General features: G+C 37.6%; 18 protein-coding genes. 5 read left to right on the plus strand and 13 right to left on the minus strand.

Translation table 11 applies throughout. The features are described 5' to 3' along the window. Positions 1-2 precede the first annotated feature (2 nt). The 3 genes from SPADD19_RS09405 to apf all read right to left on the minus strand — a co-directional run bounded on the left by SPADD19_RS09405 (position 3) and on the right by apf (position 2463). Complete coding sequence (locus tag SPADD19_RS09405) at positions 3-458, minus strand: NUDIX hydrolase (RefSeq protein ID WP_049495763.1); 456 nt, start codon at positions 456-458, stop codon at positions 3-5. 136 nt (positions 459-594) lie between these two features. Then, on the minus strand, positions 595-1716 hold the full coding sequence (mnmA, locus tag SPADD19_RS09410) for a tRNA 2-thiouridine(34) synthase MnmA (protein WP_061455869.1): 1122 nt from the start codon (positions 1714-1716) through the stop codon (positions 595-597). A 204-nt stretch (positions 1717-1920) separates the two neighbouring features. Continuing rightward, positions 1921-2463, minus strand: coding sequence for an aggregation-promoting factor (gene apf / locus SPADD19_RS09415; RefSeq protein ID WP_003009194.1), 543 nt, complete (start codon positions 2461-2463; stop codon positions 1921-1923). A 228-nt stretch (positions 2464-2691) separates the two neighbouring features. Between apf and sdaAB the strand changes: the two genes are divergently transcribed. Genes sdaAB through SPADD19_RS09430 form a run of 3 tightly spaced genes read left to right on the plus strand, consistent with a single transcriptional unit; the run spans position 2692 to position 4876 of the window. Next, positions 2692-3363: an L-serine ammonia-lyase, iron-sulfur-dependent subunit beta gene (sdaAB, locus tag SPADD19_RS09420; protein WP_003002135.1), complete on the plus strand. Its 672-nt coding sequence runs from the start codon at positions 2692-2694 to the stop codon at positions 3361-3363. Positions 3364-3372: 9 nt separating this feature from the next. After that, positions 3373-4245: an L-serine ammonia-lyase, iron-sulfur-dependent, subunit alpha gene (gene sdaAA / locus SPADD19_RS09425; RefSeq protein ID WP_003012869.1), complete on the plus strand. Its 873-nt coding sequence runs from the start codon at positions 3373-3375 to the stop codon at positions 4243-4245. Position 4246: 1 nt separating this feature from the next. Continuing rightward, positions 4247-4876: an HAD hydrolase-like protein gene (locus SPADD19_RS09430; RefSeq protein ID WP_061455870.1), complete on the plus strand. Its 630-nt coding sequence runs from the start codon at positions 4247-4249 to the stop codon at positions 4874-4876. A 24-nt stretch (positions 4877-4900) separates the two neighbouring features. Here SPADD19_RS09430 and SPADD19_RS09435 read toward each other — a convergent pair whose 3' ends face one another. From SPADD19_RS09435 to yfmF, 8 genes are all read right to left on the minus strand, one after another. Beyond that, positions 4901-5542, minus strand: a complete 642-nt coding sequence (locus tag SPADD19_RS09435) for a LysM peptidoglycan-binding domain-containing protein (RefSeq protein ID WP_023919985.1) — start codon at positions 5540-5542, stop codon at positions 4901-4903. Positions 5543-5699: 157 nt separating this feature from the next. Next, positions 5700-6497 (minus strand): energy-coupling factor transporter transmembrane component T family protein, encoded by a 798-nt coding sequence (locus SPADD19_RS09440; RefSeq protein WP_061455871.1) that lies wholly within the window; start codon positions 6495-6497, stop codon positions 5700-5702. Further along, positions 6490-7332 carry an energy-coupling factor transporter ATPase gene (locus tag SPADD19_RS09445; RefSeq protein WP_061455872.1) on the minus strand — a complete coding sequence of 281 codons (843 nt, stop codon included), beginning with the start codon at positions 7330-7332 and terminating at the stop codon, positions 6490-6492. The genes SPADD19_RS09440 and SPADD19_RS09445 overlap by 8 nt, the downstream gene beginning before the upstream one ends. Next, positions 7317-8141 (minus strand): energy-coupling factor ABC transporter ATP-binding protein, encoded by an 825-nt coding sequence (locus SPADD19_RS09450; protein WP_061455873.1) that lies wholly within the window; start codon positions 8139-8141, stop codon positions 7317-7319. Before SPADD19_RS09450 ends, SPADD19_RS09445 begins: the two co-directional genes overlap by 16 nt. Next, positions 8142-8681 carry a CDP-diacylglycerol--glycerol-3-phosphate 3-phosphatidyltransferase gene (gene pgsA, locus SPADD19_RS09455; RefSeq protein ID WP_003009208.1) on the minus strand — a complete coding sequence of 180 codons (540 nt, stop codon included), beginning with the start codon at positions 8679-8681 and terminating at the stop codon, positions 8142-8144. It lies immediately after the preceding gene. Between the two features lie 31 nt (positions 8682-8712). Beyond that, complete coding sequence (locus tag SPADD19_RS09460; protein WP_003009210.1) at positions 8713-9120, minus strand: helix-turn-helix domain-containing protein; 408 nt, start codon at positions 9118-9120, stop codon at positions 8713-8715. A 26-nt stretch (positions 9121-9146) separates the two neighbouring features. After that, the gene (gene yfmH / locus SPADD19_RS09465; protein WP_061455874.1) at positions 9147-10421 is read right to left on the minus strand and encodes an EF-P 5-aminopentanol modification-associated protein YfmH; all 1275 of its coding nucleotides are present in this window, start codon (positions 10419-10421) and stop codon (positions 9147-9149) included. Between the two features lie 8 nt (positions 10422-10429). Beyond that, a complete protein-coding gene (yfmF, locus tag SPADD19_RS09470; protein ID WP_061455883.1) occupies positions 10430-11677 on the minus strand; it encodes an EF-P 5-aminopentanol modification-associated protein YfmF in 1248 nt (415 codons plus the stop codon). 155 nt (positions 11678-11832) lie between these two features. Here yfmF and yaaA point away from each other — a divergent pair, with 155 nt between their 5' ends. Together yaaA and recF are read left to right on the plus strand one after the other, a co-directional pair. Further along, on the plus strand, positions 11833-12195 hold the full coding sequence (gene yaaA, locus SPADD19_RS09475; protein ID WP_061455875.1) for a S4 domain-containing protein YaaA: 363 nt from the start codon (positions 11833-11835) through the stop codon (positions 12193-12195). Then, a complete protein-coding gene (gene recF / locus SPADD19_RS09480) occupies positions 12195-13289 on the plus strand; it encodes a DNA replication/repair protein RecF (protein WP_061455876.1) in 1095 nt (364 codons plus the stop codon). The genes yaaA and recF overlap by 1 nt, the downstream gene beginning before the upstream one ends. Positions 13290-13334: 45 nt before the next feature. On the opposite strand, the gene guaB is transcribed toward recF, so the two are convergent. Both guaB and trpS read right to left on the minus strand, forming a co-directional pair. After that, positions 13335-14816: an IMP dehydrogenase gene (gene guaB, locus SPADD19_RS09485; RefSeq protein ID WP_003009220.1), complete on the minus strand. Its 1482-nt coding sequence runs from the start codon at positions 14814-14816 to the stop codon at positions 13335-13337. A 141-nt stretch (positions 14817-14957) separates the two neighbouring features. Then, positions 14958-15787: tryptophan--tRNA ligase (gene trpS / locus SPADD19_RS09490; protein WP_241496569.1), on the minus strand; the 830-nt coding region annotated here is incomplete at its 5' end.

The following is a 15787-nucleotide window of genomic DNA, read 5'->3' on the forward strand; positions in this document are numbered from 1 at the left end:
TCCTATTTCTCAAGATGGATGTGAAGTAATTTTCCGTCCCATTCTGGTAGGGCTGATTTTAAAAAGGCTGGTTTCAGGTCAACAGTGTGTAAATCTTCTAAAGCAATCCAACGGCAAGGTAATTGCTTTGTATCTTCCTGCATGACCAAAGGTGCATCTTCCAGCAAGTCCACCAAATAATGAAATTCAATATTATGGTAGTGGATTCCAGCTTGTTCAAAGTGATTTTCAACCACGAAAGCTAACGGACCTGCTGTAGATGTGACACCAAGTTCCTCTTTGACTTCACGAACTACAGCATCTCCTGTAGTTTCATTGACTTGAATAGCACCTCCGATTGTATAACAGCCGTCCTCATCTTCTATGACGAACAAGCGATTATCTTTTACAATCAAAGCAGTCGCTCTCACACCAAAAACAGTAGAACCTATTTTCGTCCGAAAATCCTGTTGCCTCATTTTACTTCCTTTCGAAATCACACAAAAATAGTCAAAACTCTGAGAAGTGCAGGACAAAAAAGCCTGCAACATCCATGAGCTTTGACCATCATTTCTATTGCTTTTATTATTGTAGCAAATTGAGAAAATTTGTCAATTAAATATACTGACAAACTTTTCCATCCCGATAAGCATTGTCAATCAAGCCACCGCCTAGACACTCTTCACCGTCGTAAAAAACAACAGCTTGTCCAGGTGTAATGGCTCGTTGAGGTTCTGCGAAAATCACTTCTGCCTTGTCACCTTTAACGTGTACAGTCACCTTGGAATCTGGTTGACGATAGCGGAACTTAGCTGTACACTCTAATGTAAACTCTTCTGGCATATCTCGTGTAAAGTGAACTTGACTAGCCTGTAAACTTGTTGACATCAATGCTTCATGATAGAAGCCTTGACCGACATAAAGAATATTTTGACTGAGGTCTTTCCCAACTACAAACCATGGAGCATTGTCTCCACCTTGTTGGCCACCAATTCCAAGTCCACCCCGTTGACCGATTGTGTAATACATCAAACCAGCATGTTCACCCATATCTCGTCCATCGATGGTCATCATTCGACCTGGTTGGGCAGGAAGGTAGTTCCCTAGAAATTCTTTGAAATTCTTTTCTCCGATAAAGCAAATCCCAGTTGAGTCTTTCTTTTTAGCTGTTGCTAATCCAGCTTCTTCAGCTAGACGACGAACCTCTGGCTTTTCCAAATGTCCCAATGGGAACATGGTTTTTTGAAGTTGTTCTTGTGACAGCTGGCTTAAGAAATAAGTTTGGTCCTTCCCGTTGTCAACGCCGCGTAACATATGAACAATGCCATCTTCATCACGCGCCACACGCGCATAGTGCCCTGTCGCTACATAATCTGCACCGAGTGTCATTGCATAATCTAAAAAGGCCTTAAATTTGATTTCCTTATTACACATGACATCCGGATTTGGTGTTCGGCCTGCACGGTACTCTGCAAGAAAGTATTCAAAGACACGATCCCAGTATTCTTTCTCAAAGTTGACAGAATAGTAAGGAATGCCTATTTGGTCTGCAACCACTGCTACATCTTTGTAATCTTCTGTAGCTGTACAGACGCCATTTTCGTCTGTGTCGTCCCAGTTTTTCATGAAAATGCCGATGACATCGTAACCCTGTTGCTTTAATAATAAAGCTGTTACAGATGAATCCACACCACCACTCATACCAACAACAACACGTGTTTTCGAGTTATCACTCATAGATTTCTCCCATCTTTTCGTTTCTCACGATTGAAGGTCGTGGTTTGCTTCAACGATTGAAGGTCGTTTTGAGCAGTTACCATTTTAACACGCTTTATAGTAGAAAACAAGCATCTTACTATTCTTTTTGTTGATCAGGATCGATGGGTTTACAGGTCTGTCAATATAAAAAGAGTCCTATTCAAGAACTCTTTTTAAACGAATTTAATACCAGCCATTTGCCAACCAGAAATTTTTAGCTGCTGACCATGATCCATAACGGTTGACAACATATTGATTGGCCACTTTTTCTTGGTTTGCAGGTGATAAATCACCATTCAAATAAGTGATAGTCAATTGGTAACGACCATAATATTGGCCATTTTGTGCTGTGTAACTACCACTTGACTCTTTTTGGGCAATCCATTCCTTAGCAGCCGCATCTTCCGCACTCAAGCCATCTGAAGCAGAGACAGTAGTTGTTGCTTGTGTAGTATCAGTTTTACTAGCAGGAGCTTGCTCCGTAGTTTTCTGCGTTGTATTTGCATCTTCAATCTCAAGAACTTGACCAACTGAGATAAGATTCACGTTACTAATCTTATTTTTCTTAGCAATTGCATCAACCGTTGTGTTCTTCTCTTTAGCAATAGCTGATAAAGTATCACCTGATTTTACAGTATAAGAATCTGCATTCGCTACAATTGGAAGGAAAAGTCCTGCAAGTAAACTAAGTCCAATAATTCGTTTCATCATTTGTTTTTTATTCATTATTATGTACTCCTTTATTGGTATATCTCTATACTACACAAGAAATATTTCATATTTATTGAAATAATGTGTCAAATATTTCAGTCAGATGTTAGAAATACTAAAAATACAGGATAATATAAATGCTTTAAGCCCCCTTTAAAATTTCTCAGATATTTCGGGAAAAATAGAAGAAATCATCAGCCATATCTGATATAATGAAGTAAAGTGATCACAAAGGAGCAGACCATGAACTCTTTAAAATTCCAATCAGTTTTTGATATTATTGGACCTGTGATGATCGGCCCATCCAGTAGTCACACTGCAGGTGCTGTTCGAATTGGTAAAATTGTTTCTTCTATCTTTGGAGAGGAACCAAAAGAAGTTGAGTTCCAATTATTTAATTCCTTCGCCAAAACCTATCGTGGTCATGGAACAGATTTAGCCTTAGTAGCGGGCATCTTGGGAATGGACACAGATGATCCTAGAATCCCAGATAGTCTAAAAATTGCACATGAACGAGGCATTCGGATTGTTTGGTCTATTCAAAAAGAAAGCAATGCTCCTCACCCAAACACAACGACTATTACTGTTAAAAATGATCATAAAACGATTTCTGTCACTGGAATCTCAATTGGTGGTGGGAACATACAGGTTACTGAATTAAACGGCTTTGCTATCTCGCTAAATATGAATACTCCAACCATTATTATTGTTCACCAGGACGTCCCTGGAATGATCGCTCATGTGACAGAAGCTCTTTCTCGCTATGATATTAACATTGCACAAATGAATGTGACACGGGAAAAAGCTGGAGAAAAAGCGATTATGATTATAGAAGTTGACTCAAGGAGTTGTGAAGCAGCGATCGAAGATATCCGTAAAATTCCTCATCTTCATAATGTCAACTTTTTCAAATAAGGAGTTCATATGTTTTATTCAATTGTAGACCTCGTAGAACAAGCAAGCACGCAATACGAAGGAAACGTCGCAGAGTTAATGATTGCAACTGAATTTGAACTAACTGGTCGTGAACGAGAAGAAGTCCTACGATTAATGACCCGTAATTTAGAAGTGATGATTGATTCTGTAAGGTTAGGATTAAATGAAAACCACTCTCGTAGTGGGTTAACCGGTGGGGATGCCGCAAAATTAGATCGCTATATCAAATCAGGAAAAACGTTATCTGACTTGACCGTCCTAACCGCAGCGAAGAATGCTATTGCTGTCAACGAACACAATGCTAAAATGGGACTGGTCTGCGCAACACCCACTGCAGGATCTGCTGGCTGCCTCCCCGCAGTTCTCACTGCAGCAACTCAAAAATTAGGGTTAAACCGTCAGCAACAATTAGATTTTCTACTGACAGCTGGAGCTTTTGGTTTAGTGATCGCAAATAATGCTTCTATTTCAGGTGCAGAAGGTGGTTGTCAAGCAGAAGTTGGTTCTGCTTCAGCTATGAGTGCGGCAGCATTGACACTAGCTGCTGGGGGAACTCCTTATCAAGCGAGTCAAGCAGTCTGTTTTGTCATCAAAAACATGCTTGGGCTCATTTGTGATCCAGTAGCAGGACTCGTGGAAGTTCCATGTGTTAAACGGAACGCAATGGGAGCCAGCTATGCCTTTATTGCTGCTGATATGGCCTTAGCAGGCATTGAATCAAAAATACCTGTTGATGAAGTTATTGACGCCATGTACCAAGTTGGTTCTAGTCTTCCGACTGCCTTTAGAGAAACAGCTGAAGGAGGATTGGCAGCAACACCAACCGGACGTAGATTACAAAAAGAGATATTTGGAGAATAATATGCAAGCCTTATTTTTTGACTTAGATGGAACATTAGTTGACAGTTCCAAGGGAATTACAGAGAGCTTTCAACATACATTCGATACTTTGAAAGTTCCTCAACCCGATCTCAAAACCATCCGTAGTTTTATGGGACCACCTTTGATTTCTAGTTTTGAAGCTACTCTTCCTGAAGCTTTGGTAGATCAAGCTGTAACTATTTATCGCCAGTATTATCATGAAAAAGGTCAATACAAATCCACTCTATTTCCTCAGATAGTAGAAGCTTTGAAAGCATTAGAAGACGAAAACATTCCTCTTTATGTAACGACTTCAAAACATGAACCAGTTGCTTTACAGATGTGTCAAGATTTAGGTATCGCTAAATACTTTAAAGGAATTTATGGATCAAGTTCAGATCGTATCCACAAAGCCGATGTCATTCGATACGCCTTGTCAAGCAATGACCTTCCGAAAGAGGAAACAGTGATTATTGGAGACACAAAATTTGACCTCATTGGAGGTCAAGCAGTTGGCATAAAAACCATGGCAGTCACTTGGGGATTTGGAGATCTTGAAGAGCTACTTCTCTACTCACCAGATTTTATTTGTCACTCTCCGCTTGACATTCTTGAGACATTAAAAAAATAGGTTTACAAATTGTAAACCTATTTTTTAATAACCCCAAGCTGATAAACCTTGTGAGCTGTATGCATTATATGCTGCCTGGATTTGATCATCAACCGTTGCAGTTGAACCCCAACCTGGCATTGTTTGGAACAAACCACTTGCACCAGAAGCATTTGCTGCATTTACTTGACCATTTGATTCACGGGCAATGATTGCTTCCCAAGTAGAAGCAGGTACACCAGTCATTTCAGCCATACGAGCAGCTGCATAAGATCCTTGTTCTCCAGCAGTATTACCATTTGATAGAACAATTCCACCATTTGTTGATTGTGCAGAAGTCACTGCAGCATTTGCTGCATAAGTTGTTTGTTTTTGAGCAGTTTGTGCTGCTGCAGGTGCACTTTCAGCAGGTTTTGCTTGCTCTTGTGGAGCAACTTTATCAATCATAGATTTTGAACGCTCACCTAACTCAATAATTTGTCCTGCATAGATCAAATCTTCATTGGTCAAATTGTTAGATGCAATAATATTTTCTACTGAAGTGTTATTTTCTAGTGCAATTTTTGATAGAGTATCTCCAGACTTCACTTCGTAAGTTTCAGCATTCACTGTAGCAATACCAGAAATGAAAAGTGATGCTGCTGAAAGTAGGGAAGTGACTGTCCATTGGAACTTTTTACTGTTCATGAATTCTATTCTCCTTTCGAACATAATTCTATCATACACACAAAATGTTACAGTTTATTGTAGAATATATTACAAATGTTACAAGAATATGTGAATTTAATGTAAAAAGCGCTTTGTATAGCGCTTTTTCCTTATTTTTGAACTAATACAACTAACTCTATCCATTTTTTAGATAAAAAACTATCAACATGAGGCACAGAATAACGAGCAATGCCAGGGTATCTTTTGCTCCCCACTGCAGAGTCCGATAGCGTGTTCGTCCCTCACCGCCTTTGTAGCCTCTCGCTTCCATCGCAATTGCTAATGCATCTGCGCGTTTAAAACTAGAAGCAAATAGAGGAATGAGGATAGGAATAAAGGAACGGATCCTTTTTAATAGATTTCCTTCACCAAAATCAACACCACGCGCCCTTTGCGCATTCATGATTCGATTCGTATCATCCACCAAAGTTGGAACAAAGCGCAAACTCATAGATAACATTAACCCAATCTCATGAGCCGGAACCTTAATAATTTTTAGTGGTGTAAGGATCTTTTCAACAGCATCTGCTAAACTTAATGGTGTCGTCGTCACTGTTAAAATTGTCGAATAAAAAATGATTAAAATAAATCTGCAAAATATGATTGCGGCCTGTATCAATCCTTGGTCGGTTAATTTAAAAAACCACCAGTGATATAAAATTGTTCCTTGAGAGGTCGCAAATAATTGAAAAATCGTTGTAAAAGCAATGATAAAAATCATTGATTTTAAGCCTTTGACATAAAAACTAACCGAAATCCTCGTTAAATACATTAAAACAAAGATGAAACCAAAGAGCAGAAGATTGGTCTGCAGGTTATTGGCCCAAAACAGAAGAAAAATGAATAGAAACATTGAGAGCAACTTTCCACGAGGATCCAGTTGGTGGATAATGGAGTTTCCAGGAATATACCTTCCTAAAATCATATTATTCATGAAGTAACAGCTCCTTTAGTTCCTCAATTTTGATTGGTAGTCTGTCCAGAGGAAGCCCCCTTTTTTTCAATTGAAGAGCAAAATTCGTAATTTGTGGGACTCCTAATTGAAGTTTTTGTAAATACTCAACCTGTTGAAACACTTCCCTTGGGGATCCGTTTAGGACAAGTTTTCCCGCTTCCAAAGCAAATACGGTATTAGCAAAGTTTGCTACATCATCCATCGTATGAGTCACCAAAACAAGAGTCATTCCATTTTTATGTAATGTCTCAAACAGCGCCATCAATTCCTTTCTTCCAGCAGGATCTAGGCCTGCTGTCGGCTCGTCCAATACTAAAATCTCTGGTTCGATAGCTAAAATACCCGCGATCGCAACCCGTCTCATCTGTCCACCAGATAGTTCAAATGGACTTTTATCATAGATAGACTCTTCTAAACCAACGATCGCTAATTTTTCTTTGGCTATTTCCTCCGCTTTATCCTTAGGTACTCCAAAATTTTGTGGTCCAAAGGCTACATCAGCTAGAACGGTTTCTGCAAATAGCTGACTTTCTGGAAATTGAAAAACCAAACCAACCTTTTTTCTCAGGTACTTCATTTCTTTTGGCTCAGAATGATTATCTAAAACAAAATCTTCAAATTGAATCGTTCCTTTAGTCGGACGCAGTAAACCATTTAGTAATTGCAACAAAGTGGACTTACCACTACCAGTATGTCCGATGATAGCTGTATAAGATCCATCTTTTATTTCCAAACTAATATCAGAAAGCGCCTGCCCTTCAAAAGGACTTCCCTCTTGATAAGTATAATAGACATTCTTTAAAGAAATTCCCATAGTTGGTCTAATAACTCACTTTCTGTTAGATAATCCTGTTTTAGCGGAAAATGCGAGCTGAGAGATTCTTGGACCTGCTTACTAAAAGGCTTATCTAGTCCAATCTCATTCAGATCATTTCTTGAAAACAATTCCCGCGGCGTCATAGAAGACTCTAGTTTTCCTTTTTGAAAGACGAGTGTTCGATCACTTAAGGCAATTTCGGTTAAATCATGGGTAATGGAGATAATTGTTAATTGAAACTTTTTCTGAAGTTCTCTCATTACTGCCATTAGATCCTCTCGGCCTTCCGGATCTAACATACTAGTTGCTTCATCAAGGATAATAATAGTTGGTCTCAAGGCGATAATACCCGCTATGGCCACTCGTTGCTTTTGACCACCTGACAAACGAGATGGTTCGCGATCTTTAAACTCCAGCATACCGACTTGCTCAATAGCCTTCTCCACACGTTGAAGCATTTCTTCCCGTGGAATTCCTTGATTTTCTAAACCAAAGGCAACATCATCTTCTACTGTCGCACCAACAAATTGGTTGTCAGGATTCTGAAATACAATCCCAATTTTACTACGGATTTCCCATATAGTTTCACGAGACAGTTGTTTTCCGTCAATGTAAATCTCACCAGACTCAGCTTCCAAAAGACCATCAATCAGGCGTACAACTGTAGATTTCCCACTACCATTGTGTCCAACAATTGAAAGCCACTCTCCTTGTTTCACGTGAAACGAAACCGTGTCAATTTGATACTCTTCTACTGTTTTATCGTATCGAAAGGATACATTTTTTAGCTCAATCATCTGTTTCATTTATTTAAATGTGTCTTTAAAGAGATAGCTACTTCCCTTAAAGTAGTCGTAACCAGAATAAATTGTGAAAATCAATGCAATATAAAGCAACACTTGCCCTGGAAGTGTCCAATGGCAAAGCAAAAAGATAATAGCAAACATTTGGCTAAAGGTTTTAATTTTTCCTGGCATAGCTGCAGCAAGAACTGTACCACCTGTCTCAACAAGTAGAAGACGCAAACCAGTAACAGCTAACTCACGACAAATGATAACGGCTGCAATCCAAGCAGGAACCATTTTTAATTCAATCATCATGATAAAGGCTGACATGACCAATAATTTATCTGCCATTGGATCCGCAAATTTACCAAAATTACTAACTACATTCCATTTTCGTGCAAGAAAGCCATCTAAATAATCTGTAATACTAGCAATTGCAAAAATAACTGCCGCTACAATATGTCCTAAGTAAGAGTGACTTAAACTTAAAATGGCAATAAAAATAGGAATCATCACAACCCGAATTAATGTCAATGCATTAGGAATATTTTCTTTTTTCATACTTCCTCCAAAAAATAAACTATCTTTACATCTATTTTACAGATGCTGTAAACTCATAAAAATATACGATATAAATCACAAAACCAAGAATGGCAAAGCTAACTAGTAGATAATACAGGATTGGTAACCAGCTCGCTTTCTGTCTTAATTTTCTTGAATGAAGCTCTTCGTCATCTACAAGTATCTCTTCATCAAATAACAATTCTTTTCCTTCACGAAAAGCTGTCAATAGGATAGACTCATCTAATCCCAAAGCCCATGCTAACTTTTTAAGATAGATCTGAGCGTAAAAGGGACTCGGTAATAGATCAAACTCATCGTTTTCCAACGCTTCTATATAAGGAATTTCAATGGCTGTCTTATTTGACACATCCTGTAAACTTAAGTGTAAATTTACTCTTGACAGTCTTAACACTTGACCAATCGTTCTCTTCTTCATGTTTTCCCTTCTTGATACATTGTTTACTACTTTTGAAAAATCATATAGTCAACCATCTCAGCCTGGTCGATGAACTGACGCCCTAATTTGATGATATCTTGTAAACTAATACCTTGTAAAATCTTTGGAAGATCATAAGAAGTGCTACCGTCTGAAAAATATTCAAACTGAGTGGCACTATACTCAAGCGAATTTAAACCTTGTAAGAAATCACCAAACATTTCGCTTTTAATCGTATCCAAATGTTCCTGATTGACATCTGGATCCTTTTCAAATTGTTTGATCGCTGACCTAAATTGATGAGATAAGGACACCGGTTCTTGAGTATCCATTGTCAAAATAACGAAATGAAATAATTCCTCAACCTCGACTTCAAGTGTCAATGAATTGTCAATCTTCCCAGCTTCATATAAACTTTGAAACCGTTGCGAAGTCCAACCAAACATCATCGAAAACAGTAATTTCAACATCAATTTATAACGAAATTTTTCCTTTTCCTTAATGATATCATTTCCTCGAATTCCAATTGCCAACTTAGGAGTAGCAACTTCCATTCTACAAGATTGATTCAATCTTACTTCATTTTTTTCTACAGGAAAACGTTCTAACTCCACAGATGGATGAGGAGGAACTAGATCATATTCCTTTACTACTTGCAATACTTCATCAACATCAAAGTTTCCGATCACTAATAAGTGCATTTGAGAGGGATGATAGAATAGATCAAAGTTTTCACGGAGATTATCTATTGTAATGTCAGAAATAGACTCCCTAGTTCCAGCAATATCATCTGCTAACGGCGTTCCAGGATATAAATTTTCTAAAGCACCAAAAAATAATCGATAGTCTGGACTATCTTGGTACATTCCAATTTCTTGTTGAATGATTTCTCTTTCCTTAGATACAGATTTTTCTGTAAAGGAAGCCTTTGAAACCATCTCCAATAACAATTGAATATTTTCAGGGACTTTTGAAGTTGTTGAGAAAAGATAACTTGTCTTTGTAAAGCTTGTAAAGGCATTACTTTCCGATCCTAAATGAACGAATTTTTTTAAATAATCTTGACCATTTTCATCTTCAAATACTTTGTGTTCTAGAAAATGAGCAATTCCTGCAGGATATTGCCTTTCATCATCATTCACTAGAATTCGTGTATCCACTGAGCCAAACTTAGTTGTTATTATTCCATAGGTTTCATAATAATCTTCTTTGGGAATTAAATGAATAGTCAACCCATTTGACAAGCGTGTAAAGTAAACTTGCTCACCAACTGATTCATAATATTTTTCTTTAATCTTCAATCTTTACACTACTTTCCTTCCATAAAATAAACAGACTGTAAATTAATTGTTTTTGCCACTTCAATAATTTCTTCTCTACTAACCTTATCGATGGATTCTAACCACTCCTCTAGAGAAAGGACTTTCGTTCCTAGGATCGTTTTCAAATATTCCCTTTCAATCAAAGTATTTTGCCGATCCTGTGCTAATAAGGTCGTATTCACCAACATTTCTTTTGTCAATTCAAGCTCTGACTCTGTAAACTTGCCTCGTTTTAAATCATTCAACTGTCTCATAATCAAGGTCATTACTTTCGTACGAGATTCCTTATCAATGCCTGCAAAAACTCTCATAAAGCCTGTAAAAATATCAAAATGGCTTGAGATAGTATAAGCAAGACCTTCTTTCTCTCGAATAATTTGAAAAAGTCTCGAATGCGAGAAAGCTCCCAGCATCCCATTTAATACAACTAGTGGGATATGGAAAGATTCTCCATACTGGGTAGAAAAATGGTAACCTAATTCTAAAATAGATTGTTGGTTTTGTTTTTGCTCTAACTTTTCTCTAACAACATTTGTAAAAGGTTGTTGATAGGTGACAGACAAATTGTTATCACGTGGCTTGAATTCAAACTGGTTCACTCGATCCACAATAGCGACCTCATTAAAGTCACCTATGAAAAAGAAGTCAATGTTATCTAATTGGAGCATCTGATGAAACTGTTCAAGAGAACTTTGAGCTGTTTCTTGTCTCACTAAATCAACTTTCCCCAATCTTGACATCCCGATTGTTTCGTCTTCAAAAAATAGTTGATTCAATTGCCCGTGTGCATAATAATAAGGCTCTTCAATTTCCGACTCCAAATTGGAAATTGTATTTTTCTTTTCAACGTCAAATGTATCACTGTCAAAGTGATCTTCTACTACCAAAGGTGAAAAGAAGATAGTTTCTATAATGTCCAAAACCTCATCAGTAAGAACATTTTTCTTGCTCAAAAAGTCATCGCGCACAAAGGAAATATTCAAATCAACATAATGAACACGCCCCCTCTTAGAGACTGAGGTGGACAATTCTACCCCGTATAGACTCGCTAATTTTTCACGGAATAATTGTGAAGTTGGATATTTTTGATTTGCAGTTTCCATCATACAGGCTACTAAAACACGCGCAGCCACGGTATTTTCATCTAATGGCGATGAAAAACGGACCTTAATTTTATTGGTTTTAAATTTTTTTGATTGAAGAAAGTGAAGATTCACGCCCTTTACTAATTCCATTTTCATCCTCGTTCTACTCAATAGTAACTTTCATTATAACACGAAATCACACTAAAATCCTAATTCAAACTGTGAAAAAGCTCCTCAAATCACTCAACATTCTCTACCCTAGAAAAACTAAAAATATGGTATAATAACACGCAAAGAGGTGAACTATGAATTACAAATTATTTAATGACTTTATTACATTACAAGCAATCTTAAAAGAACTCGGTATTATACAGAGTGGTGGGGCAATCAAAGCCTTTCTTCAAGAAAAAGAAGTCTTTGTTAATGGTGAATTAGAACAACGGAGAGGCCGTAAACTTCGTGTCAATGATCAAATTGACATTTCTGAACTGAACATGACTATCACCATTCTTGAACCTTCTCAAGAAGAAATAGAAGATCATCTTAAAGAGAAGGAAGAAAAGGAACGTGTTGCTAAACTTGTCAAGAAACTCAATCAACAACAAAAGAAACAACCGACAAAGACTAACAAAAAAGAAAAAGCAATTCGCTTTCCTGGTATCTCGTAATGTGGTTAAAACACTTATCCATTCAAAATTTTCGTAATTATCAAGAACTAGAAGTCGAGTTTCATCCTGGATTAAATATTTTCCTAGGTCAAAATGCTCAAGGAAAGACCAATATTCTCGAATCAATTTATTTTCTAGCTTTAACCAGAAGTCATCGAACACGAAATGATAGAGATCTCATCTATTTTGAATCTACCGATTTTAAAGTGTCTGGTCAATTACAAAGAGAAACTGGTCCCCTTCCATTAGAAATTTCCTTGACAACAAAAGGTCGGATAACTAAGGTAAATCATTTGAAACAAGCTAAATTATCGAACTATATTGGCCATATGAATGTTGTCCTTTTCGCACCCGAAGATTTGCAACTGATCAAAGGATCACCTGCAGGGCGTCGAAAGTTTATTGACATTGAATTAGGTCAGATGAAACCTCTCTATTTATCCGACTTATCTCAATACAACCATGTACTGAAACAAAGAAATAGTTATCTAAAAAATTCAGAAAAAATTGATGCTACATTTTTGGAGGTCTTAGATTCACAACTAGCTAGTTTTGGAAGTCACGTCATCCATCATCGGCTTGAGTTTATTAAAAAATTAGAAGCTAAAGCAAAAGAAAAACACACTCGACTTTCTGACAACAAAGAAGACCTATCTATTCAATATCAGTCAACTGTTTTTTCTGAAGAAGGAAATGATATAGAAGAGCAGTTTCTCTCTATGTTGGAAAAAAACCGTCAGAAGGATATTTTTAGAAAAACAACAAGTATTGGGCCTCACAGGGATGATTTGGCATTTTTTATCAATAATATGAATGCTACCTTTGGTAGTCAAGGCCAGCATCGAAGTGTTGTTCTCTCTCTAAAATTAGCAGAAATCGAATTGATGGAAGAAATCACAAGAGAAAAGCCTATTTTATTACTTGACGATGTCATGAGCGAACTTGACAATTATCGTCAACTTCAACTACTTGAAACTATCTCTAATAATATTCAAACATTTATTACAACGACCACTCTTGATCATTTAAAAGAACTGCCTGAAGAGTTGAAAATTTTCACTGTTCAAGCCGGTCATATCAAAACAGCATCTTGACAATACTGTCAAGATGCTGTTGTTTTTATTTACAAATGTGTAAATTTATTGTGCCGAGTAGTTAGGAGCCTCGTTTGTAATTTGCACATCATGAGGATGGCTTTCTTTCAATCCGGCGCCACTCATTTCGACAAATTGTGCATGATCATGTAAATCTTGAATGGTTGCTGCACCAACATAACCCATACCTGAACGAATACCACCGATCATTTGGAAGACCATATCTGCTACAGAACCTTTATAAGCAACGCGTCCTTCAATTCCTTCAGGGACTAATTTATTGGCTTCATTGACAGATCCTTGGAAGTAACGGTCGCTAGAACCTTTCTTCATTGCTGCAATAGATCCCATACCACGGTATGTTTTAAATTTACGACCTTGGAAGATTTCTGTTTCACCAGGTGCTTCATCTGTACCTGCAAGCATTGAGCCAAGCATTACTGCATTTCCACCAGCTGCGAGTGCTTTGACAATATCTCCTGAATACTTGATACCACCATCAGCAATGATCGTTTTTCCATATTCACGAGCTACAGCGGCTGCATCATAAATGGCAGTCACTTGAGGAACACCAACCCCTGCAACAACACGAGTTGTACAGATTGATCCTGGACCAATTCCGACCTTAACTACGTCTACCCCTGCATCAAATAATGCACGAGCACCTTCAGCAGTTGCAATATTTCCTGCAATCAAGGTACGATCTGGGAAGTGAGCACGAATTTCTGCAATCTTACGAAGAACACCCGCAGAATGTCCATGAGCAGTATCAATGACAATTGCGTCTGCACCAGCTTCAAAAAGAGCTTCTGCACGTTCAAAAGTATCTGAAGTAACCCCTACGGCACCAGCCACAAGCAAACGACCAAATTCATCCTTAGCCGCATTTGGGAACTCAATAACTTTTTCAATATCTTTGATTGTAATCAAGCCAGAAAGACGACCATTTTCATCTACCAATGGTAATTTTTCAATACGGTGCTCTTGTAGAATGCGTTCAGCTGTTTCCAAATCAGTTCCAACCGGTGCAGTCACCAAATTTTCACTTGTCATATGATTTGAAATGGGTTGATTGTAATCAGAAATAAAACGCAAATCCCGGTTTGTAAGGATACCAACTAATTTACGATTTTCAAGTGTTTCAACAACAGGAACACCACTGATTCGGTATCGTCCCATCAACTCATCTGCTTCTGCAATTGTATGAGACGGAGTCAAATAGAACGGATCAATGATAACCCCATTTTCAGAACGTTTTACTTTGCGTACTTCATCTGCCTGTTGCTCAATTGACATGTTTTTATGGATCACACCAAGTCCACCAGCACGTGCCATAGCAATTGCCATTTGACTTTCAGTCACCGTATCCATAGCAGCAGTAATGATTGGGATATTCAAGCGTAAATTACTTGCTAATTGTGTACTTAAATCTGCATCATTAGGCAATACGTGACTTTCTGCTGGAATCAAAAGCACGTCATCGAATGTAAACCCTTTTTTCAAAAACTTTGTGTCCCAATTAGACATTAGCTGGATCCTCTTTTCTTTTTATTTGAGCAAGGCTCGAATTTTTATTGTTAATATCATACCATTCTATGGCAATTTGTCAATCATTTATTGGTAACTATCAATGAACGGTATAAAATGTTCGCTATTAATGAAGTCGTTTTATTTTTTAAAATAGGTAATTCCCATCGCAGATTTGACTTCATCCAATGTTTGAGCTGCTACATTTCGAGCACGTTCACTTCCTTTTTCAAGAATAGAGTAGACTTCACCCATATCCTTTGCAAATTCAAGGCGTCTTTCACGAATTGGTCTTAATTCACGATCTAAAATTTCTAAAAGATATCGTTTGGTCTTTACATCACCAAGTCCACCACGTTGATAATGTTCTTTCATTTCTGCAATTTCAGCTGAATCTTCTGGACGGCCAAATACATCCAGGTAATGAAACACCATATTGCCTTCGATTTTTCCTGGATCCTCTACTTTAATATGATCCGGATCGGTATACATACTCATCACTTTTTTCTTTAAAGTATCCGCATCATCAGCTAAGTAAATTCCATTATTCAATGATTTAGACATTTTAGCATTTCCATCTAAACCAGGTAAGCGCCCCGCTGCTTCATTTTCAGGATAAATTCCTTCCGGTTCCACCAAAGTATCTGTGTTGTATGCATGATTAAAGGAACGAACAATCTCACGAGTTTGCTCAATCATAGGCTTTTGATCATTTCCTACTGGAACAAAATTCGCTTTAAATGCTGTGATATCGGCTGCTTGTGAAATAGGGTATACCAAAAATCCTGTTGGAATACTCTCACCAAAACCTTTTTGAGAAATCTCGGTTTTTACAGTTGGATTCCTTTCAAGTCGCGCCAAAGATACTAGATTCATGTAATACATGGTCAATTCCGCTAATTCAGGAATCTGACTTTGAATGAAAATCGTAACTTTTTCAGGATCTAGTCCAGCTGCCAGATAATCCAAAG

This window comes from Streptococcus parasanguinis (genome assembly GCF_001578955.1).
Lineage (GTDB): Bacteria > Bacillota > Bacilli > Lactobacillales > Streptococcaceae > Streptococcus > Streptococcus parasanguinis_U.